Genomic DNA, 22,925 nt, shown 5'->3' with positions numbered 1-22,925 from the left:
TTGCAGTAGAAACCCTGTCTCTTTTCTACCTAATGATTCATTCTTCCTCCTCTCTTATATTCTTAATTTACTTCTTTTGTATTATAGCGCTTACATAAGACGGATGGCTCCAAGTGGACGGATAATTATCCACAAATGGCCACTTTGTTAAAAAGCTTATTTAACTAACTTCAAATAGTTTGATTTGAGGTAGTTAATTGTTTCATTGACCATTAAAATCATATGCACTTGCTGTTCCCTTGACAAACCGTCTAATAAATTCACTTGAACGTCATGATAAAAGCTTAATTTACTGGCCTTCATGACTGAAGAATCCTTTTTGGTTATCGCAAAGACCGTCATTTTTTTTGCTTTGGCTTTCTCAATAACTTGCAAGCAGCGCTGTGTTTCACCTGAAGATGAAAGTACTAATAGGCTATAATTGTGAAAATGCTCCAACATTTTGATTTCAGAAATAATCACCACCGGAATGCCTAAATAAATCAACTGCCTTGCCATGTAGCGTGCGGTGACCCCGGAAGCCCCTAGACCAAAGAGCATTAAGTGGTGGCGATGGGTATAGATAGCCCCTGCTAAATCAGCCAAACTTGCAAAGTCAATCAGATCCACAGCACTTTCAGTAGTGGTCAATCCTGAATGTGCTTTACGTTTTTGTAAATTGATGTCTGCTTTTACCGCATATTTAAGTTCACTGAACCCTTTAAAGCCTAACAACTTACACGTTCGGTTTATTGTCGCTTGTGAGGTATAAGTCTCTTGGGCAATTTTTAACACGGTTTGATTGGGAATTGATGCAAAATGATTCTCTAAATAATCCAGTACAACTTTTTCACTTTGACTTATTTTCTTAGCAAAATTCCTCTCTTGCAGTTGGTTGATTACTTGGTACATAGATTTATGAGCTCCTTTTTTGTATCTCATCAAGTTATAAGTGGTCTAAATGCATACTTATTGAGTATGTATACCCTTTCATTATAAAGGATTATATTCTTTCATACTAATTCAGTTTTACAAGAGTCACAACTAGATGTTTGTTGCAAAGGATTAAAAAGCAACTAAGAGACAGATGTCTGCCATCTCTTAATTAGATAGCAACAAATAACTCCAATCGATCAAAACTTTTAGTAACTTTAGAAAAAATTTGAAACTTATACTTGCTATTTGTTAAGAATAGTGTATACTTAAAAATAGAGATATACGAAAACTAAGCTTTGAGTGTATCTGATTAGAGCAATTACAAATTAGATTTAGGAGTGAAATAAATGGGATTATTTAGTAAAGAACCAAAAGAAAACTTTTTAGACATGATTGAGAAAAGACGCTCAATTTACGATTTGAAGGCTGCATCACCAATCAGTGACTCAGAGATTGAAAGTATCATTGCAGATGTAATTAAATTTACACCTTCAGCTTTCAACTCACAAAGTACACGTATCGTTTTACTATTAAACGATAACCACAAACAACTTTGGGATTTAACTACAGAATCTTTAAAAGAGATTATGGGAGATGCTGATTTCACAGGAACACAACAAAAAATGGATATGTTCAAAAATGCATACGGAACCGTTCTCTTCTTCGAAGATAAGACAGTCGTTAAAGGTTTGCAAGAACAATTCCCTATCTTTGCTGATGGATTCCCTACTTGGGCTCAACATACTAATGCTATGCATCAATTTAATGTATGGACTGCTTTTGCTGAGAAACATTTAGGTGCTTCCTTACAACACTATAATGGTGTGATTGATGAAAAAGTTTATGAAACTTATGGCATTTCTAGAGACTGGGAATTAGTCGCTCAAATGCCATTTGGCGAAATCGGTTCACCAGCTGGCCCTAAAGAGTTCCAACCAGTAGAAGAGCGATTCATCGTTAAAAAATAAGTAAAACACTTTCATTAACATTTGAAAAGAAGTATTGTCCAAATGGATAATACTTCTTTTTTAAATCTTTTATTAAGCTTTAAATAGAAAAATACGCCAATAAACTTAAACAATCTTCTTAAAAAGAATTCACTGAACAAAAAAACTCCCTCTTATAACGGAGGGAGATGTTATGACTATTTTTCATTAGCACTTTTATCTAAGTAAGCATTTAACATCCAAATTGTTTTTTCAGCCTCGGATTTTAAAGCAATGAGCATATCATTTGATGGAAAGTCTTCTGCTTCATCGGTTAAGTGAATACCTTCATCATACAAAGCAATTAATGTTCTATAATCGTTGACAATCGCTTCTACCATTTGATCTTGTGATAATGCTTGATCACTAGTACTTTCTTTAATAACAGAATGTTCAATAAATTCTGTTAAAGTGGCATATGGCTGACCACCAATAGCTAATAAACGTTCAGCAACCTCATCCATATCAGCTGTCACCTGATCATACAATTCTTCAAACTTTTCATGCAGTGTGAAAAAACGTGTTCCGCTTACATACCAATGAAATTGATGCAGCCGAGTATAGAAAACACCTTGTGTAGCAACCACTTTATTTAATAGATCAAACACCTTTTTCTCCATACGATTTCCTCCTATTTTTTGCTTTTAAAGCAAGGTTTTTCTCACCATTGCTTTATATCTTTAGCATAGCATGTTCCTCCTCAATAGTTAATTATTATGCTTATCTTCAACCATACTTAAAAATTAATCACTTCGGTTTCCCTTCATCCTTTTAATTAAAACAGCTATTATCCGACACTGATTAGCCAGCAACAAGAACTATCTACCACATGAATTAGTAAAAGAAAACACCTCTTGAAACGTTCCATTGAACAATTGCTCACTCGCGAACCCTGTCAGCGATGAATAAGAATCGATTCACGAAAGTACACGAATAAAATAACTAATAAGAAAGCAAGCGAATTTAACAAGAGGTCTTAAAACATTTTTCCCCTGATTAAAAAAAAAGACTTGAAAATTCAAGCCTTTCCAGCTATTTTAAGAGCTTATTATTTTTTACGTTGCGTTTTTAGATCGACGGTTAATAATTCACAGTTTTCACAAACAAAAGCCTCTGCTTTAGGGCGACTTAAGAAAGAACCATTACTCTTTAAAGCGAATCCTCCGCTAGCAAATATACCACCGACTAATTTTTTATCGTCGGGCTGCCACTTAATCGCATAGCGATCTCCTAATAAACTCCCTTTTAACATTTCGTTACCACATTGAGGACAATTCATACAATCATCTCCTTTAAAATTTAATGCACCGACTATCACAAACTTATCGGTTAGAGAAATTATAACCGTTTTACTTTTAACGGTTCAAGTGATGCAGTTTATACCACTATGGAATAAGTTGTACTGCGTTTATTTCTCCACTCTCTTCACAAAGAAAGAATGGTTATTTTTATTTGTAAAGGGGCTTTCTTTTGAAGGTGGCGTTTTTATTTTACTTATTTTTTTTATTTTAATAACAGACGATTCCTTAGGGTTCATTTCCCTCTTCTTTCCTCAGCTAAGCGATTTCCCCGACCATATATGAAATACAGCGCGAGACCCTTTATCCCCATTAAAAAGACGGAATATACCGCATTAATTGCTTGAGCGTCACTGTTAGTATCTGCGTTCGCATTCCGACGGATCACAATACCTAAAGTAGGCTGGGAGGGTTGATATAAAAAAACTGAGAGATCAAAATCATCGACTAGCCGATTAAAATGAATGGCTATAAGTGCTAGGATAGTCGGTAGGATAACTGGTAACACAATCTTTCTAAAGGTGTACCCTGATGAAGCTCCTAATAGGACCGAAGCATCTTCTAACTGATTATCCAATCCATAATAAGCTGCCTTCAAATACCTCAAGGAATTAGGAAGGGAAACTACCATATAAGTTATGGGTAAAATCCACCAAGATCCGATTACTGAGTGTCCTCCTAATAAAAAGGAAGGCCGATCATAAGCCATCAGATACCCCACTACCAACAGTAACCCTGGAATCAACCAAGGAATATAAAAGACGTATTCTAAAAGAGGCGTGAAAAATTTTAGCTGCCCACGGTGAACTTTGCGAGCAACAATAGCCATTAGAAAAACGGCTGCCAGTGCAGCAATTAATGAATAAAAAATGGAGGTCACAATGGGTTGAAGGTTGTCACTCAGTGAAAAAACCTTGACATAATTATCTAAAGTTAACTGACTGAATGAAAGATTAGCAGATCGTAGGGCTTGAGACTTTGAAAAAGAAGCGATGATTAAAGCCACGAGCGGTAAGGAATAAATTATCAATATAAGATAAGCTAGCACATGAATTACTGCATTCCAGATAGACGACTGAATTTTTTGCTTTTGCAAACGAGCTTGCGTCTTTGACAGAGATAAGTAACGCAGGCGGTGTTCGTTACGAGTCATACTATATAGTAAAAAAATTTGGGTGAAGCCTAGAAAGATCGATAGAATGGACGCTAAGTCCCTAGAAGCAGGCCGATTAGCAAAGGTTAAAATTAATGGACTAATCGTCTGAAACGTCTTCCCTCCTACCATAACTGGCGCCGAAAAAGCTGCCAAGCCTGTTTGGAAGGTCATAATAGTCAGCGTTATAATTACCGGCTTAAGTGTTGGTAAAACAACCGTTTTCAAAATATAACTAGGGCTTGATCCCATCAACTTGGCTGCTTCAATCAAGTTAAAATCAACCGATCGGATAGCGGACGATAAGAAAAGCATATAAATATGAGTGGTGCCGAAAGTCATTACAAAGAAAACAGCTCCAAATCCTTCAAACCAATAAGGATCTAAATTGGGCAAGACCTCCATTAATAACTTGGTCAAAAACCCATTCTTTCCATAAACAAGTAGATAGCCAAAGTTCATGACAATTCCACCCATTAACAGGGTGGTCATGTAGCCCATCTTCAAGAATCTTGCCCCGCTTATCTCAAAATAATCCGTGACTAGAACTAAAAACACGCCTAAGAAATTCACTGATACAGCCAAAGAAACAGCTAAAACAAAGGAATTTTTTATCGATTGCATGGCGCGTTTGGACGTTAACACTTTCTCAATTGAAGAAAAATCAAGGTTGCCACCCACTAGTAAACTATTGGTGAAAACAACACTAATCGGATAGATAATAAAGGTAATAACTAGCCAAATGATAAAAGTATAGAAGAATAAATGAGTCACCTTTTTATTAGATATTTTTGGCATTAGCTCTCACCTTTTTCATAGGATAAAATGCTTGCTGTATCTAAAGATAGGGTCACAGAATTGCCAGGCTGAAAGGTGTTCAATGTTTGGTTGAGCGTCATAAAACGAAGTGTTGACGGTCCCGCTTCAACTTCGTATAGAATAACATCTCCTTGAAAGATTTTATTCGTAAGGGTCGTCGTAAAACTTAAACTATCAGAAGGATATCTGTGCACATGCAAGTTCTCTGGACGAATATAATGACGCTTCGATCGATCGAATTTGAAATCGCTTTGACGGTTCAGCCATTCTACTAAATTTTCTGAAAGAAAATTGACATCTCCGACAAAATTACAGACAAATTCTGTTTCTGACCGATTATAAATTTCACTTGGCGTTCCCACTTGCTGAATTTCCCCCTTATTAAAAACAGCTATTCGGTCTGATAATTCTAAAGCTTCGCGTTGATCGTGCGTAACATAAACAGCTGTAAGATTTGTACGCGCTTGGATAGCTTTCAGCTCCCCTCTCAACTGTTCGCGTAATTTTGCATCCAAATTGGATAAGGGTTCATCAAATAAAATTAAATCCGGTTCAGTAACTAACGTTCTTGCTATCGCCACACGCTGTTGCTGTCCACCTGATAACTGGGAAACATTTTTAGTTAAAAGGGTGGTGTCGAGGTCGACTAATTGCGCTTGTTCGGCTACTCTTTGTTTAATTTCTTCACGATTCACCTTCGCTACTTTTAAACCATAAGCAATGTTATCAAAGACAGTCATCGTCGGAAATAAAGCGTAGGATTGAAACACCATGCCGATATTTCTTTTTTCAGCTGGTTGATAGCTTATGTCTTGTTCATTTAATAAAATTTTACCATGACTCGGTAATGTTAAGCCTGCAATGGCGCGAAGGGTGGTTGTTTTTCCACAACCGGAAGGACCCAATAAAGTAAAAAATTCTCCTTTATTTATTGATAAATTAACACCCTTGACCGCGACAAAGTCTCCATAACGAATTTCGATTGATTCTAATTTAAGCATAAGCCCACTCCTTTATTGAATAAGAAAACAAAAAGCCTCAGCCTCGAAATGAGGATGAGGACTTGGCGTGAATGATCTTATGGCATATATTCCAGTTCTAATTTTTCTACCCAACTATCTACATTCTGACGGTAGAAATCCCAGTCAACATCCATACGGACCATTTTATCTAATAATGCTTTTAGGGGTTCGGAAAGCACTTCTTGGCCACCTTCCGTCACCGGTAAGAAGCCAAATTCTTCAGCAAAAACTTTTTGCACTTCATCAGAGCCGTACCAGTTTACGAAATCTTCAGCCGCTGAATAATCATACTCTTCTCCCTTATCTAAAATCCCGATTTGTTCAGTCATGGAAAAAATACCGTATGTTGGAACGATTGGCTCTAATGCTAAGCCATCGTACTCTTCTAAGGCAAGCGCAGTCCCTGAAATATGATAGTAGTTATAAGGGGTTGTGCCTTCTTGGAAAAGCACCCATTGGTCTTCCCCTTCACGTGCTTGGTAGCCATTATTGATATAAGTCGCAACTTTTTGCCACCCTTCTTCAGAAATTCCAAGTTCTCCTTCATCGTCGCGGTATTGCATTAGCATGGAAAGAATAATTTTTTGGTTGGTTGAACCTGCTAAATCCGACGGAATACGGTACTTATTCTTCAACGCCTCTTCTTGGCCTAACGCTTCCAATGTTTTTACAGCATCTTCTTGGTTTATAAATTCAGGATTGTACATCCCAAAAATATACGCTTCAGCAAAAGGATAAAATTCACCCTTGCCGATGATAATTTCTTCGGGTACGTTTTCGGCCCAAACTGGTTCAAAAGCATGTAAATCAACTTGCTCTTGTACATTTAACCAGTTGGCTTCATCCATCCCAATAATCACATCCGCTTGTGGATCGTTTGCCTCAGCCAGCAGCCGATTGTAAGTATCTCCCCCCGGAGCGGTTACCATTTCCAAGTAAAAGCCTTCAGCTTCAGCTAATTCGACAAGCCGAGCCGTACGCGCATCGTCATAATAAGTATTGGAATAAATCGTTACTGTACGCTTTTCGTCTTGTGCCATTCCTTTAGCAAGTCCAGTGCTAGTAAAAACGGATGCAGATAAAACGGCCATTGATGCTATTAAAAATTTTTTATTCATTGATTAAGCCCCTCATTATTTTTTTCAAACTAAGATTACCAACCCACTCTATTAAAGTCAATTGTTGTGACAAAGTTACTCTCCTTTCAAAAGCTGATTCAAGTATTTATTATTAATTTAAACACTTACCAACGTTGATGGATTCATATCGTTAAAGATATTTACTTATTTTAATGCAGCCTGTAATTTGGTCGTATCGCCACCGATTTCTACCGTTATTTTCTTTATTCTATTTGCCAATATATCATCTCCTTAATTTTAGGCATCAAAAAAGCACCTCCCTTTTTGATAGGTGCTTTATAAAATATCTTCGTAATTTCTTCTTGAATACAGAACACGGATTATTTCTACTAACTTTTCTCCATTATTTACTCGGTAGAAAATAAGATAGTTTTTTACGGGACAAATGCTTATATTCTCTTTATCTAAGTCTTCATCTCTATACCTTCTAAATCTTTCAGGCATTTCATCAAGCCCTCTTATAGACTCTTCTATTTTCTTTATTAACTTTAATGCGGATAAATCAGAATTCAAGTTTGCAGAAATATACTCATATATTTTAATGATGTCTTTTTTGGCTCTAGATGATACTACAATAGTATATTTGCTCATAATTGATCATAAATTGATTTAAAAGCCTCATCCACATTTTCATATTTCCCATCTTTTAAATCATTTATCCCTTCCATTAGCATCTTGTTTAATTCATCCCTTGAGATGTCAAAAATATCAACAAGTTTTGCATCCGGTAATTTTACATCAAAAGGTAAGCCTTTATTAAGAATAATCTGCCTATAAAACATATCCACTGCATTTGATGGAGGTATGCCCAAGGATTTCAGTATCTCCTCCGCCCTTTCTTTAATTTCCGGTTTCATCCTTATATTTAGGTTTGCTGACTTAGCCATAATTGACTCCTCCTTTTGCTTAATTATATCAAATACGTCAACACTATGTCTATACATTTAAAGTTTATCAAAGTCCTCCTGTGTAACTACTTGCTTATCTTTCCACTCATCGTTAGTTTTTTCTGTGTCCATATCAGTTATAAGTCCAATGGTGAGTAAATCTAAATCAAAAACAGAAAGACCACGTTCCACTGCTCTTAATAAAAATAAGGGGGTGGTCATTGGTCTTACTTTTTTAGGTATTTTTTCCGTCTTAATATTTAATCCCCACAATTTTATTAGCTGGGGTAGGATTTGATAAATAGAAAAAGTAGAAAAATTATCTAACCATTCCTCTGGACTGTCTTCTACCGTCTTATCCCCATGTCTTGCCATGACATAGGCTATATTCTCAAAGAGTTTTAAAGAACCTATATCGATATTAGAGTTATTCGGATAAAGTCCATATAATTGTGTAAAAGATAAAGAGCCATATAAAGCTCCTTTTACGGTACAATGTTTTTACTCCAAAACATACCGAGGACTTACATGACCCAAGTACATTTTAAACTGCACAGCAAAGTGGTTCAAATTATTATTGATTATTCGGTAAAAGAGGAGGTATCTAAAAATAGTTTGACGACAGTATTTAATCAGTTAATGGAAAACCAACGAACAGAATATATTCAAGCCGATGAGTATGAACGTTTAAAAAGTCGTCAAAGTCAAAGAAACGGCAATTATGAGCGAGAGTTTACCACTTGTGTAGGAACACTTGATTTAAAAGGGTGTTAACAACTACAGACTGGAATTTCCTTTTAAAACTTCTTTTTCTTATAAAGTAAACTTCCCAAAAAACTTCCAAGCACTGAAATAACGCCATAGATTAAAGAATAAATACTTGCACTCTCATTATAAAAAATAAATAGGGTAGGAATAAATAGCAAGACAACAAGCATTGGAAAAATCCAGTTAAATGAGTGCTTCATTCCATAGATTAGCGATGATATAAAACATGTCATTGGGACAGCCAATAGTAAAACCAACATCCCACTTCCTGTATTTTTAATGAAAAATGGCAATAGATAAAAGGCAAAAGCTATTACGATCAAATATACCAGCATTTTTCTAACTTTTTCCATTTCCAACTCCTTCACAAATTCACATTTTTTTACTTCTTTACTTTATTAGAGCAATTTTATTCAATATTCACTCTAACAGCCCACCAACCAATCGTTTAATTTTAAAATAGAATGCTTGAAAACCGGTCACTCTCCTAATTATTGGCTATTATCATCATTATAACAAGACTCCTAGCCATCAGCTCATAAATAGAACACTATTTGATTATTCTGCAATTATTTTACCTATTCTACTTCAACAAAATACCAAATAATCCATTGATATTTCTTTATACAAAACAATTTAATGCTACCCAAAACTTTGACAGTGATTATTTGTTTGAACTTAAAATGACTAAGAGATTGACTCAAATTTGTTAGCTCAACATTAATAATCTTAGACTAAGGATAGTCGTTTAGCTTAAATTTAATGCTTCTATGTCTTTTTTAAATTTATAGGATTATCCATATTAGCAACCATCTGAATGCACTAAACGATTTAACCGATCCCACCATAAAATATTCCCATAATATATATCAAAATCGTCAACCCTACAAAGACATATCTGCCCATTGGCTCAAACCATGGCCCCAGAGTCTTATTGTAGCCCAATTGTACTTGCTTTCTAGCAAAGTCCGGTCCACATACCCAATAAAACATAATTCCAGCCAACAAAGCGCCTAATGGAATCACATAGATACTCACAATATCCATCCAACTTGCTAAAATAGCGCCATTTTCAACAAATATTCCGATGGCTATCGCTATACTCGCTACGATTCCTACCGCTTTTGCTCTTGAAAAATGGAACTTTTCTTGAAGCGCTTCGATTGGAGCTTCAAATAAATTGATCAAGGAGCTAATCCCTGCAAACAGTACTGCAATAAAGAAAAGAATGGCAAATAAGTTACCGGCTGGCATTTGTTTAAAAATCGCTGGCATGGTGATAAAGATCAAAGGAGGGCCCGCGGTTGGGTCCATATTAAAAGCAAACACAGATGGAATAACAACGAGAGCAGCCAATATAGCTGCTATTAAATCACTTACTGCAATATAGGTCGCAGAAGTAACCACATCTTCCTTTTCACTTAAATAACTCCCATACACCAATGTTCCCGAACCAGCTAAGGACAAGGAGAAGAAGGCTTGGCCTAATGCATAGACCCATGTTTGTGGATTTTTTAGCGCTTCCCATTCAGGTTGAAACAAATAGGCATACCCTAGACTTGCTCCCGGTAAGAAGATCACGCGAATACTTAAAAGCAGGAACATTATAAAAAATCCGGGCATGAGCACTTTATTTATTCTTTCAATCCCCTTTGAAATGCCCACTCGCATAATCCCAAAAGTTAGGATGAGTGCAGCTAGATGCCAGCCAATACTTCCAAAATTCCCAGCAATCTTTTCAAAATAAGCGGAACTATCTGCCGCTTGAATCATCGAACCTGAGATTGCCCCAAAGGTGAACCTTAAAATCCAGCCAATGACAACCGAGTAGCCAATCGCGATCCCTAAAGACCCGATGGTGGGAATTAAGCCAAGCCATTCGCCATACGGCTTGCCTCTTTTAGCCATTGCCTTCTTAAAGGCAGCCAGAGGACCTGCTTTCATCGCTCTTCCCAACGCGATCTCACCAATTACTCCCGTAAAACCAATGACAATCACAAAAAGAATATAGGGGATTAAAAAAGCCGCTCCTCCAAATTGACCGACACGATAAGGGAATAACCATATATTTCCCATCCCTACCGCTGAACCCACTGATGCTAGAATAAAACCTAGCCTACTTTGAAAACCATCTCTTTCTCCTATTATTTTTTTGTCTTTCAATTTTTTCACTCCTCGTTTCCTTTGATTAGAAATGCCACTAGCTAATCCTTTAACCCTATTTTTCAGCGGAAATGGAGCTCATATCAATATAAAGACACAAAAAGACACTGCGTCATCAATTTTAAATTGATCTATGCAGTGTCTTTTAAACAACTATCTATTAAAAATCACACTGGCATAGGCTCCATTTATACATGAAAAATAAAGTGAGCCTAGCCTCCTTACTTCAGAAGTTAGACCACTCAACTATGCCAAGCCTGCCATGAATGAATGTTGAATTTCATTTGTGTGATTTCCTTTCTCTTTTTTTATTTAACTAATTATCTAATAGGCTTGATAGAAAGTCAAATGAGTATTTTTTATCCAAGTGATATCTTAGGTGAAAATGTAATTAGTCATGTAAAGTTCTAGGTAGTTTTATTTCTTGAAGTATTCTATCGTAGGAAGAAAAATGACATTTTTTTCTTTTAAAAATTTTAAAAGATTTAATGCACTTAAAAGCACGAACCTTGATATCATTTTCAATTAGAAACCCTTTTAAATATGTCTTTAATGAATTTGAGTTATAATTAATGTTAATTAAAATAAAAGTATTAAATTAGAGTTATAGAAACAGAAATACAGGAAGCGTTATGGTCAATTAATAGTTCAAATATTGATAAACTAAAGATTTTAATATCTTTACCCTTGCGGAGCTCCTTTAGTAAATGCTAAATTCTTTAATAAATAGCTGAAAAAAAATTATGAAAATATATCTCAGTGGTAATAGGGGAGCTTTTCAGCTTCTTTAAATACCTTTATTAAAGAATACATCCCAATAGAAATTATAATAGCATTTAATTCAGACCATATTTTTAAGAATACACCTTTCATCAAGAGAATTTAAACAAGTTTTCAGAATCTGCGGAGATAGTTGTGTATATTATTGTTTAGCTATCACATAACCAACCTTAAGACCAGATGTATTCGCAAGTTTGACTATATGTTCTAATACGTAAAGACAGCGAATTCTATATTATTAAGTGAGTAAATCACATAATAAATAAAAATTAAATAAAAACTTGACAAATGACTTTGGGAACATCATTATGAACGTATAGATTGTATGCGTTTTCTTATTTTGTTAGTTTCTTGTTATGTTATTTTATAAGTTAAGCATACAATCAAAAAAAGGAAGGAGAATTGTGATGAATGAAAGTAATTCAAAAGAACAAATTCAATTAGATTCAGAAAAAGAACAAATTTTGATTGAAAAGATTGAACAAAATTCTAGTACACCATCATGGTGCATCTGTTATAAAAAATGTTAGAAATATAGATTTTGATGGTTTTGAAAAATCTATTAACTCTCAAAATAATGACATAATAATTCAAATATTAAAATGGTTTGAATTTCCACGTGATAAAAATGATCTTCCAATAATTAAAAATATACCTAATGAAAGAATAGAAAACTATTTAAAAGAGTTAATTAAATCTAATATCATTATAAATGATAAAAAAAATCTGACTAAACGGAATGAGTTCTTTTATGAAACATATTCAAGTACCTTAGATATCAAACATCTTGTAAACCGAAAAAGAATACTTATTATAGGATGCGGAACTATTGGAACTAATGTTGCAGTTTCTTTAGTTAAAATGGGTTTTAAGAATATTATATTAATTGATGACGACGTAATAACGCTCCATTCCCTAGACTCCCAAATTGTTTATACTGGATTAGATAAAGGAAAATTAAAAGGTGTAGTTTTAAAAAATCATCTTGAAAAAATTTCACAAACAGCCAAAATTAAATATATGAATTGTAAAATAGAAAATATTAGAAATTTATCAAATTTATTTATGGAAGAAAAGTTTGATATTATTATAGATTGCTTTGATGAAAAAAGCACAAATCTTCAATTGGACTTGATAGATTTTTCTAAAAATATGAATATTAATTATATAACAACAGGTTATTATCAAAATTTATTATTTGTTTGGGACATAGCAAGTGAATTCAATAAAGTTAAAAATTATTTTTTAGAAAATTCTTATGAATCTGAAAAAAGAAAAGTTTTTTCTTTAAATAAAGGGGTAATTGTAGATTCACAGATTATTTCTGGATTAATTACTAATCAAATATTAAACAGAATTATATATAACGATAATGATAATAAATTTTTGTGCTTTGATAAAAAAAATAATGTTTTAACAGATTATGGAAGATATATAAAGTCAGAGTATCAAAATTTTTTAGAACTATTAGAAAAAAAAATAAATGACTTAATATCTCAAAATGAAATAGAATTGTCTCTAAAAAAAATTAAACTAAATGAAAATATTGGATATAAGAAATATGATGTGATTCAATTTCTTAAATTTGTTGAATTAATTCAATATACTCAAAAATTTGAATTTGATATTAATAAGAATATTTCAAACACTTTAAATGTTTCAAATACATCAAAGAATTTTATGAAAAAAATGGATGTTTTCCAATCAATAACAAATCATATGTATCAATTATCTGATTGTTCTATTTCCGACAATTTACTTAGTGATATTGATTTAGTAAGTGTATATTCAATAAAAAAAATTCAGCATAATATTCATAACTTTATCTCAGAAAATAAAGATAAGTTTTTTCAAGTGTATAACACAAGAGATAGTAAAATTTCTAATGATTTCTATCTTATACAAGGTATATCCGAAAAAATATTTATCAAACTGAAGAAAGAAATAAAAAATATATCTAAAGATGAGTATTTTTTACTAAAATCACAAGTATTAAATAATAAGAGAGTAAATAAAAATAATATTAAAGAAAAAGATTTTTTTGATTTCAGGAGACAAGATAGTTATTACTTTGGTAGCAAGAACAAGGCTATCGATTTTATTTATCTCTTATTAAATTCTATTAGAAATGATTTGGGTGACAAATTTCTTAATGCGTATAAAAATAATGACATTATAGTTGATAATTATGCTGATGGTAGTGTTGGAAAATGTATTTATTTAACAAACACAAAGAAAACTCTAGTTTATTCTACATTTGACGGGACATATGAATCAGTTATAAGACTACTTCATGAAATTGGACATTTTTTTTCTAATGATGAAATGAAAACATCTTATTTTTATGAAGAACTTTCTATAATTAAAAATGAAATTTTAGCAGAATCTATATTTATTAATATTTTAAAAATTAAAAATATTGATAAATTCCCAACTGAATTAAATAAATTGCAAGAAGTAATTAGATATAAATTTGAAAGGGATTTACTATACATTTTAGATTTAGCCATATTTAAAGAAAGATTAGATTGTGAAACTAATTCAAAAAAACCTCTAACAACTGATATATATAAACAAGTATTTGATTCTTTGGATAATTTGGATCCAGAGTATGTAGAAATGAAAAATAGAGAATATTTTGTTTATAACTATTTAGCTAATTACAGTTTGTATTTACCAATAGAATTTATAATCAGTGATTTAATTGTATCCATTGTATCCATTAAGTATGGAGAAAAAATTTTTAAAGATATAGTTAATGGGGTAATCATTAGCAATGATTGGATAGAAAATGTTTTTTCAATTGAAAGTATTATAGATTTAATGAAAATTAGTTTTTAATAATGTATATATTAATAAATGATCGGAAGGTACTATATTGAAAAAAAATAGATTTAAACTAACGATACTACTCACACTAACCCAATTAGGTAGTGGAACTTTATCTTTTATACTATCCTTAAAGATACTGCAGCAAAATAAAAGCGCAACTGACTTTGGAATAGTAGTTATGGTTAGTGCTATATTTAGTATTTTAACATCTTTAATATCTGGTAAATATATTGATCGCTTCCCTAAAAAAAACATGATGATCGTTGCTCAATTTCTGAGTATAGTAGGATTAATCCTTTTTATTTTCGGAACAGGATTTAGCGACAAAATTAATTTATATTGGGTGATCGCTCTTTCAATAATCCTTCAAGTGAGTGATTCAATTTTTACCACTACTTTAATGACAAGTGCTGTCAATATTGTAAATAAGGAAGAAGAGTTAGATGAATTCAATTCAATTGTTGAATCAATAAATGGGATCTGTGCCTTAATAGCACCGTTTATTGCATCCTCTATCTTTATTTTCCTAAAAATAGATAGCTTCATATTTTTAGAAATATTTTTTGAGCTATTTGCCGTATTACTAATACTTAATTTACCGCTGCATGATTCCTTAATTGAAGAAAACTATGATGATCGTGATAGCGATTATAGTTTAAACTACGTACTAAAGTATGCTTGGAAAAATAAACTTATTCTAATACTAAGTTTAAGTATGTTAAGCATCAATTTACTTTTAGGATCACTTTCAATAGGCCTACCCTACTTAATATTGTCTTACTTTGAGAGTAAAACAATATTTATCGGTATCTTTCAAATAACATTACCAGTTGGAATGATGCTGGGAGCTATCATTTATCCTAAATTAAATTTTAAAAAACCCTTCTATAACCCAATTATAAAATCGTGGTTCCTATTAGCTCTATCTGTTATTCTACTAGGATTTACCATACTTATTTTTTCAAACCATTTTTGGGCATTATCAATTATATCCTTCATTCTTATTACTATCGCTGGTTTCAGTATATCAATAGGAAAAATACCCTTATTAGGATATTTTCAAAAAACAGTTCCTCAAAAAATTCAGGGGCGCTTATTTAGTTTGCTAGATGTCATGATAGAGTCGAGTATTCCTTTAGGGGCGGGTATATATGGACTATTATTCGACAACTTTAATATATATACAATATTTATCTTTTCTGGATTAATTTTAATTATTTTTATTAAAATATCAGAAAAAAAATTGAGAAAGCTAACTATAAGCATGAATGATTAATTAAAGAATAATTAATCTTTAATCACTTACAGAATAGTAATCATCATTTCAATACTGTTATAAGAGAAGGTTCGTTTAAGTATTATTTGAGCGACGCCCACTATTTGGATTGCAACTTATTGTGAAAGATCAACTATGAATGTTATTTATAAATTTAATTCAATCAAGAGCTGAGTCAGTAGCTTGACTGATTTACTATTTAGATAATATCTTTTAAAGCAATTAAGTTGAATTTAAACAATAAATCTCTTTGTCCAATGTAGTCTTACTAAGGAAAAATTAAAAATAATGAATTTGATAATTTTTACTCTAATTAACAAACTTTTAAAATAGTAAATTCTGTAATAAGAATTGAATTTTTTAGGGGATACTCATTCTTACTCTCGTATTCTTTCGAAGTATGATTCCCCTTTCCACTTTCTAATTTTTCGAATTAATTTTATTTGAAATCAATCCGATGTTCTACTAATAATCGTAATTTATATACTATTTTATTCGACATTATTATTTCGGATTTTCTTTGTTATACATGGATTACTTAAACTAAGTAAGTTCTCTAAAGATTATGCAAGTATCGAATTAACTCTCTCTTGGATGATATGAAGGACCATCCTTCAGACGTATACTTACCCTCTGACTTAGACACTTCAGACTCATTGTTATTTTCTTCAATCGCATAGCTGCAGCTCAAAGCCTCTGTATAGAGTGATAAGATATTAAAAAATTGTCCTATGCAATTTTTTTAGATAAATAGTGTTTAATTCATGTGGATATATCTTTGATTCTTTAAATAATTAAAAGGCCCCCGTTATGAGGCCTTCAAATTTCAATATTGTTTACCTATGGGTTTGCTTTACGAATCTTGCATAATTAACTTTTGAAAAATCAACAACAATTTGATTACCATTGATATCTTTTATAATATCTGGTTGTTTAGAAATAATAAGTTTCATTATTTTTCGAAGAGCACGTTCATCATCAGATCTTGATTCGAGTTCCATCATGACTGTTAAACTAGAACCATGATTGAAAAAGAGTTCAATTTTTCTATTTTTCACTCTTTCATCTCCTCTCCTATTTAATGTCTCTACTATACCAATCTCCACCTCTTTCGTATAGGGTAGATAAGAAAGGAGATACTCATGGTATTGCGAGACAATAAATTAATCATACCCCTCTATTAGCCAAACTCTTTAAACTAAGAACATTACTAACATTATATATAATTTATTAAGCCCAGTTGAGTATAGATTTCACCTTACTTTAAGAAAAAAATATAATTTTTAGGTTTTCTCTTAAAAAGTTAGAGCTATCAAAACATCGTTCTCTTAGTAATTTAACTTTATTCGTTTGGTTTTTTTGATTTAATGGAATTAATAAATTTTTTTCAAAAGTCAAGTCCATAATATTGTGTAAAATAACTTAGTACAATGTTCATCACCATTAAAGCCTCATATAAGCCCTTGAAGAAGTAATCCATTCTTCGTGGATGTGCATTAATACAGAGCCAATTAATCGATTAGCTGAGTCGACATTTGGAAAGATTCGTACCACTTTCTTTCTACGACGTACTTCTTGATTCAATCGTTCTTCAATCTTACAAATATCAGATAACAATATTTCTCTTCCAAATTCTAGAACGATCTTCTTTTGATCAGATGACTCAATAGAGGTTTTAAGAAAATCCTCATTTCTAAAATCAACAAAACCTAGTAAACTACGTTTCATGGTGACTTTAATTGAAACGGGCTTTCTATAAAAATCTCCTAATCTCTTTTGAATGAGATCTTCCTTTTCTAGCTCAAACTGTTTTGAAGTTTGGCTAATATCCACTATATGTTTCTTGCCTATTAGACCGTGTGTTTTAATGTTTTGTCTTTAAGCAAATAAAAAATAAAGTTTTCATCTTCATTTAAAATATAAGCGTTAAATACACCATCATTCCAACCCACTAAATCAATATCATAAAAACCACCTATATAAGAAGAATCAAGCTCTGGTTTATTTTGATCAAGGGAAATATCTTCTAATTCGTTTGTATAGTCTATTAATGTATCCACACTCATTGCAAAAAGTTCAGAAAGCTTTTTAAGATTTGTAATATCCGGTATGCCATTATTACTTTCCCACTTAGCTACTGCTGAACGTGAAACATTTATTTTTTCAGCCAATTCCTCCTGACTGTATTCTTTTTTTCTTCGTAATTCCTTTATTTTATCGCCTAGTTGCATCTTATCACTCCTATTGATCTTTTATAGTTATAGTCAATCATAAAAACTCGCATTATCAAATATACTATCAAGAACTTTAGTGTTACTTTGAGTAACAAGTCCTTATACTTATTAAGATATAGTATAACTCTTCAGTATATCAGCATTTCTTGGAAGTTGTTTTTAGCTAAGAAGGAGCCTGTGATAAAATACGAACTCCTTTCCTCTTTTCTTAAAAATAATTATACGAAAATTATTCTATACATAAAACTACCACCCGTGAAATGATACCAAGAATCCGTCATGTAACTCTAATTTTTGAAAGTACTCAAAAGATAGAAAGCCTAATTTTTATTTCAAAAAGCTAATTCAAATAAAAAAGAATGGTATTAAAAAAGGGGAAGAAACGCTAAGTTTCTCCCCCTTTCATTATTTACTCAATAATTGGATCATTTCTTCATACTCTGGGTACTGTTCGATGAGTTCATGGTAACGAAACAACTCAAAATCCTCAAACTCAAATCCTGGTGAAACCATACACGATACGAGCGAAAACCCATCTTCAACGGTTGAGCCAAAGATTGTTCCTTTAGGAACACGATATTGTAGTACTTGACCTTGCGCAACATCTAATCCTAAAGTAACATTTGTATAATCGCCGTCTGGAGAAATCATATGCACGGTCAATGGCTGTCCGTAATGATAGTACCATATTTCATCAGCAGTTAAACGATGAAAATGTGAGGGGTTTTCTTTTTCCAATAGAAAATAGATACTAGTGAACAGAGAACGTTCTTTCCCATTTATTTTTAGTTTGTCTTGTGATCTTTCAACTTCGCAATAATAGCCACCTTCCGGATGAGCTTCCATATCCAAAGCTTTTATCCATTCTTCCATTGATTGATTCATAATAATCTCCTAACATTTTATACTATTTTAGCATAGGGAGTGTAAGGGTCTAAAATTCTTATCCACTTTAAGCAGCCTTGTAATTAGTAAACTTTCTCGATTTTGCTAGCATCTTACCGGATTACTTAATCTCATTCGAATAAACGACCCGATACAAAGCTTCTTTAACCTTATTGAATTGCTCTTGATCCATTGCTTCTGGATAAGTCATCAATAAAAGCGGAATCGCATTTTTCCCTTCTTCTAATGGAGGTTGCGTGTAGTCATAAGCATTCAACTTAAAATCTAAACGCTGATAAAAATTTATTCTTCGTTTAGTGATATTGTCTTCAGGCTTTTCTACCTCTAAGACTATTTTTTTATCAGCTTCATTTAAGAAAGTATTCAAAAATTTACTGCCATAATTTCTACCTCGGAAACTGTCATCTATGGCAAAATGTTCAATAAATACATATTCTCCAATGTCCCAAAAAGATATAAAACCTACTACTCTACCGTCATCTTTTAAGGCTTTCATTTGATAATTAGGATTTTTCAATATTTCTAATTGTAAGTTTAAACTTCTTTTTTCATCTTCAGGAAAAGAGCTTTCATAGATATTCCAGATTGCAGTAAAATTTTCCACTATAAATCCTCCGTCAATTTCGTAACTATTTTTTTCGTATTATTACAAGCATAGCAAAGTTTACAAAACTTTTCATAGGCTATCAAACCATAAAACAAATTCTTCCTTAAATAAAAATAGTGATTTCCATAAGCTAAATCTTTAGGCAATCTTCTAGAAGTTAAAAAACTTTGTCATAGCTATTAGTTTATACTTTACTTAGTCAACATCTATTTTAAGTTAGCAAATAAAAACACTGTCCTGATCGAGCTGTTTTAGTCTTAGGTTCCACTCATGAAGAGCTATAGTTTTTTTAGTGAGCCCATTCAATGCTAGGTCTTTATACTTCCTTAAAAGGCTACTTGCATTTAATTTATTGCTATTAAAATAATCAGCTACTCTAATATAACCCCCCAAAAGTGAGTTTGATAGCTCTAACTTTGGGGGCATCTCTCCTATAAAGATCTTTATATTATTAATTTTATCGATTTCTTATACTAGTTTCTCTTTAAATAAAACTTAAAGTATGCTGAACATTTACTTGCTAGTCAACTGCTTATTGCTAGCTAAAAAACATCTCATTTCATAATCTTTTTGATCCATTTTATACTTGTCTTATAAGGTGGATAACGGAAAGGAAGATCAAGCCAATTACTTTTTTTCAAGATGCTTTTACTATGAGAAAAGGTGTCAATGCTGTTTTTGCCATTATAGCTGCCCATTCCGCTTTCTCCCACTCCACCAAAGCCCATATAAGGAGTCGCTAGGTGGGTTACTGTCTCATTTATTGCTCCCCCTCCGAAGGAAACCTCCGTTAAAACCTTTCGCTCAATATCTTTCTCTTTTGTAAATAAATACAAAGCTAAAGGCTTTGGACGTGCCTTAATATGATCCATCGCTTCATCTATAGTCTTATAGGTGATTATGGGTAATATCGGACCAAATATCTCTTCTTGCATAATTGGATCTTTCCAAGAAACATCCTCCATTAATGTGATATTTATTTGGTGTGTTTCATCATTTTTTTGACCCCCGTAAATCACTTTGCCTGTCTCTAGCAGATTAAGTAATCGCTGATAATGCCTATCACTGATTATTTTGGGATATTCAGGATTGGTTTCTGCGTGCTTGCCAAAAAAACCTTCCAGAGTCTTCATTAATTCCTCTGTTAGTTTTTCTTTCACATCTTCTTGAACAAGTAAATAATCTGGAGCCACACAGGTTTGTCCTGCATTTAAAGCTTTGCCCCAAGCAATTCGCTTAGCAGCTATTTTTATATCGGCTGATTTGTCAACAATGGCTGGACTTTTCCCACCTAATTCTAAGACGACTGGTGTCAAATGCTGAGCTGCTTTTTCCATTACAATTTTCCCCACCTGTTTGCTTCCTGTGAAAAAAATTAAGTCAAAATCTTTACTTAACAAAGACTGATTAACTTCAACAGCCCCTTCCACCACCGTCACATAAGCCGGATCAAAGGTATCTGCGATCATTTTTTTAATAATAGCAGACGTAGCCGGTGCAAATTCAGAGGGTTTGATAACAGCAGTATTTCCGGCCGCTAAGGCACCAACAAGTGGCGATAAAGTCAGCAAAAATGGATAATTCCAAGGGGCAATAATCAACACCTGCCCATAAGGCTCTTTATAGACACGACTGACTGATGGAAACTGAGAGATTGGTGTTCGTACACGCTTAGGTTTGAGTAATCTCTTCATGTTTTTTAACATATAAGTGATCTCTTCTAAAACCAATCCAATCTCACTAACATAGCCTTCAAATCCTGCTTTATTTAAATCACTTCTTAAGGCTTCTAATATTTCAAGCTCATAGTCTTCAATCGCTTGATACAATTTTTTCAGCTTAGCAATTCGAAAATCAATTGCTTTGGTCTCTCCACTTGCAAAATATTCTTTTTGTTTTTCTAATACACCACTTGTCTCTTCCATTTTTATCATGCTCCTTCTTAATAAGCTGCTTCTAAAATATCCATAATCCGTTCAGTAGTAACTTGCACTGGGTTCACAATTGTAGCCCCATCATTCATGGCTGTCTTGGCAATCTGTTTAAAATCCTCTTTTTTAACATCGACATCTCGCAAACGGGTCGGTAAACCCGCTATTTTATGCAATTCATTAAGTAAATCTCTGATAGCATTTATTGTACGAGCGGCTCTTTGATCTTTGGGTGTCTGGCTGTATACTTCTGGTCCAGAGAAAGCCAATAAAATTCTAGCATACTCCTCTTTACAAGATTGTGAATGCTTTAAATTCATTTCCATAGCATATGGAAGCAAAATCGCCATCGCATCTCCATGGGCAATTTTACTGATTGATCCACAAGCGTGACCTATCGCATGAACAATGCCTACCATTGAGTTAGAAAAAGATATACCTGCCATTAAGGACGCATTCGCCATGGCTATGCGAGCTTCTTTATTTTTACCATTTTGGACTGCTTCTTTAAGGTGCTTCCCAATTAATTCTATGGCAGCTAAGGCATAAGCAGAGCTAAGTGGATTTTTTTGACAACCCGTTAAGGCCTCAATACTGTGTGTTAAGGCATCGATTCCAGTTGATGCAGTTATTTTCGCTGGAAGTGACGCTGTCATTCGATAATCTAAAACAGCCACATCTGGTAAAAGACTGTATGAAATAAACTCCAACTTTACCTTACGGCTCGTGTCCGCAATCACTGAGACTAAGGTTGCCTCCGAGCCTGTGCCTGCAGTACTTGGCACGACTATCAAAGGATTTAACTTACCACCGACTAGCTCTAACCCCATGAGTTCATTTAAGTCTTTGACTTTTTTAGAAACTAAAACATTTACTCCTTTAGCAGTATCAATGACTGATCCACCGCCAATAGCGATGATACTATCACATTGATGTGTTTGATAGACGTCACTGATTTCGTGGACCACATTTAATGATGAGTCTTGTGGAATCTCTTTGAAGATGGCAGCGATTTCAATGTTGGCATCTTCTAAAGCCTCTGTAATAATTTGCACTTGTCCATGCTTTATCAATGACTCATCTGTTAAAATCAAAGGCCTCTGGGCCTCTAAATTCAATAATTCAAATGGGATGTTTTCTAAAGCGCCTTTGCCAGATAAAATCTTGACTGAATTCATAAATTCATAATATTCTGGTATTTTCATACTA

At 33.1% G+C, this 22,925-nt stretch carries 20 protein-coding genes and 2 pseudogenes; 4 read left to right on the top strand and 18 right to left on the bottom strand.

Features of this window, described 5'->3' with window-relative positions; genetic code table 11:
* Window positions 1-156: 156 nt before the first annotated feature.
* On the bottom strand, window positions 157-891 hold the full coding sequence (locus ACQV2R_RS03450) for a MurR/RpiR family transcriptional regulator (RefSeq protein ID WP_428891828.1): 735 nt from the start codon (window positions 889-891) through the stop codon (window positions 157-159).
* Between the two features lie 371 nt (window positions 892-1,262).
* Here ACQV2R_RS03450 and ACQV2R_RS03445 point away from each other — a divergent pair, with 371 nt between their 5' ends.
* Window positions 1,263-1,883, top strand: a complete 621-nt coding sequence (locus ACQV2R_RS03445) for a nitroreductase family protein (protein WP_428891827.1) — start codon at window positions 1,263-1,265, stop codon at window positions 1,881-1,883.
* 176 nt (window positions 1,884-2,059) lie between these two features.
* On the opposite strand, the gene ACQV2R_RS03440 is transcribed toward ACQV2R_RS03445, so the two are convergent.
* The 8 genes from ACQV2R_RS03440 to ACQV2R_RS03405 form a co-directional block, all read right to left on the bottom strand.
* On the bottom strand, window positions 2,060-2,521 hold the full coding sequence (locus ACQV2R_RS03440; RefSeq protein WP_428874373.1) for a Dps family protein: 462 nt from the start codon (window positions 2,519-2,521) through the stop codon (window positions 2,060-2,062).
* Window positions 2,522-2,949: 428 nt separating this feature from the next.
* Complete coding sequence (locus ACQV2R_RS03435) at window positions 2,950-3,180, bottom strand: PF20097 family protein (protein ID WP_428874374.1); 231 nt, start codon at window positions 3,178-3,180, stop codon at window positions 2,950-2,952.
* Window positions 3,181-3,434: 254 nt separating this feature from the next.
* Window positions 3,435-5,150 (bottom strand): ABC transporter permease, encoded by a 1,716-nt coding sequence (locus ACQV2R_RS03430; protein ID WP_428891826.1) that lies wholly within the window; start codon window positions 5,148-5,150, stop codon window positions 3,435-3,437.
* The gene (locus tag ACQV2R_RS03425; RefSeq protein ID WP_428891825.1) at window positions 5,150-6,172 is read right to left on the bottom strand and encodes an ABC transporter ATP-binding protein; all 1,023 of its coding nucleotides are present in this window, start codon (window positions 6,170-6,172) and stop codon (window positions 5,150-5,152) included. Before ACQV2R_RS03425 ends, ACQV2R_RS03430 begins: the two co-directional genes overlap by 1 nt.
* Before the next feature lie 77 nt (window positions 6,173-6,249).
* The gene (locus ACQV2R_RS03420; RefSeq protein WP_428876323.1) at window positions 6,250-7,311 is read right to left on the bottom strand and encodes an extracellular solute-binding protein; all 1,062 of its coding nucleotides are present in this window, start codon (window positions 7,309-7,311) and stop codon (window positions 6,250-6,252) included.
* Window positions 7,312-7,608: 297 nt separating this feature from the next.
* Window positions 7,609-7,923 (bottom strand): type II toxin-antitoxin system RelE/ParE family toxin, encoded by a 315-nt coding sequence (locus ACQV2R_RS03415; RefSeq protein ID WP_428891824.1) that lies wholly within the window; start codon window positions 7,921-7,923, stop codon window positions 7,609-7,611.
* Window positions 7,920-8,219, bottom strand: a complete 300-nt coding sequence (locus ACQV2R_RS03410) for a type II toxin-antitoxin system RelB/DinJ family antitoxin (RefSeq protein WP_428876321.1) — start codon at window positions 8,217-8,219, stop codon at window positions 7,920-7,922. The genes ACQV2R_RS03415 and ACQV2R_RS03410 overlap by 4 nt, the downstream gene beginning before the upstream one ends.
* Before the next feature lie 57 nt (window positions 8,220-8,276).
* A complete protein-coding gene (locus tag ACQV2R_RS03405) occupies window positions 8,277-8,594 on the bottom strand; it encodes a hypothetical protein (RefSeq protein ID WP_428876320.1) in 318 nt (105 codons plus the stop codon).
* 153 nt (window positions 8,595-8,747) lie between these two features.
* On the opposite strand from ACQV2R_RS03405, the pseudogene ACQV2R_RS03400 reads away from it, so the two are divergent.
* Window positions 8,748-8,984 (top strand): annotated as a pseudogene (locus ACQV2R_RS03400) (transposase); the annotation flags it as partial.
* A gap of 32 nt (window positions 8,985-9,016) precedes the next feature.
* On the opposite strand, the gene ACQV2R_RS03395 reads toward ACQV2R_RS03400, so the two are convergent.
* Together ACQV2R_RS03395 and ACQV2R_RS03390 are read right to left on the bottom strand one after the other, a co-directional pair.
* A complete protein-coding gene (locus tag ACQV2R_RS03395; protein ID WP_428875511.1) occupies window positions 9,017-9,340 on the bottom strand; it encodes a hypothetical protein in 324 nt (107 codons plus the stop codon).
* A gap of 478 nt (window positions 9,341-9,818) precedes the next feature.
* Entirely contained in the window at window positions 9,819-11,150 is a 1,332-nt protein-coding gene (locus ACQV2R_RS03390) for a sodium-dependent transporter (RefSeq protein ID WP_428891823.1), read from the bottom strand.
* Between the two features lie 1,248 nt (window positions 11,151-12,398).
* Here ACQV2R_RS03390 and ACQV2R_RS03385 point away from each other — a divergent pair.
* Window positions 12,399-14,771: a ThiF family adenylyltransferase gene (locus tag ACQV2R_RS03385; RefSeq protein WP_428891822.1), complete on the top strand. Its 2,373-nt coding sequence runs from the start codon at window positions 12,399-12,401 to the stop codon at window positions 14,769-14,771.
* Between the two features lie 37 nt (window positions 14,772-14,808).
* Entirely contained in the window at window positions 14,809-16,038 is a 1,230-nt protein-coding gene (locus tag ACQV2R_RS03380) for an MFS transporter (protein ID WP_428874234.1), read from the top strand.
* Window positions 16,039-16,874: 836 nt separating this feature from the next.
* Here the strand turns inward: ACQV2R_RS03380 and ACQV2R_RS03375 are convergent.
* The 7 genes and pseudogenes from ACQV2R_RS03375 to ACQV2R_RS03345 form a co-directional block, all read right to left on the bottom strand.
* A complete protein-coding gene (locus ACQV2R_RS03375) occupies window positions 16,875-17,096 on the bottom strand; it encodes a hypothetical protein (protein WP_428891821.1) in 222 nt (73 codons plus the stop codon).
* A 385-nt stretch (window positions 17,097-17,481) separates the two neighbouring features.
* Window positions 17,482-17,628: pseudogene (locus ACQV2R_RS03370) on the bottom strand (transposase); the annotation flags it as partial.
* Between the two features lie 260 nt (window positions 17,629-17,888).
* Window positions 17,889-18,269, bottom strand: coding sequence for a helix-turn-helix domain-containing protein (locus ACQV2R_RS03365; protein WP_428874236.1), 381 nt, complete (start codon window positions 18,267-18,269; stop codon window positions 17,889-17,891).
* Window positions 18,270-18,677: 408 nt separating this feature from the next.
* Window positions 18,678-19,157 carry a cupin domain-containing protein gene (locus ACQV2R_RS03360; RefSeq protein ID WP_428884853.1) on the bottom strand — a complete coding sequence of 160 codons (480 nt, stop codon included), beginning with the start codon at window positions 19,155-19,157 and terminating at the stop codon, window positions 18,678-18,680.
* Between the two features lie 121 nt (window positions 19,158-19,278).
* Window positions 19,279-19,782 (bottom strand): GNAT family N-acetyltransferase, encoded by a 504-nt coding sequence (locus ACQV2R_RS03355; RefSeq protein WP_428876315.1) that lies wholly within the window; start codon window positions 19,780-19,782, stop codon window positions 19,279-19,281.
* 557 nt (window positions 19,783-20,339) lie between these two features.
* Window positions 20,340-21,710: an aldehyde dehydrogenase gene (locus tag ACQV2R_RS03350; protein ID WP_428874239.1), complete on the bottom strand. Its 1,371-nt coding sequence runs from the start codon at window positions 21,708-21,710 to the stop codon at window positions 20,340-20,342.
* Between the two features lie 17 nt (window positions 21,711-21,727).
* A complete protein-coding gene (locus ACQV2R_RS03345) occupies window positions 21,728-22,921 on the bottom strand; it encodes an iron-containing alcohol dehydrogenase (protein ID WP_428884855.1) in 1,194 nt (397 codons plus the stop codon).
* Window positions 22,922-22,925: the final 4 nt, after the last annotated feature.

Origin of the sequence: Facklamia sp. P12937, assembly GCF_050409505.1 — a bacterium.
Taxonomy (GTDB): Bacteria; Bacillota; Bacilli; order Lactobacillales; family Aerococcaceae; genus Facklamia.
This window is presented reverse-complemented; position numbering and strand designations above follow the sequence as displayed.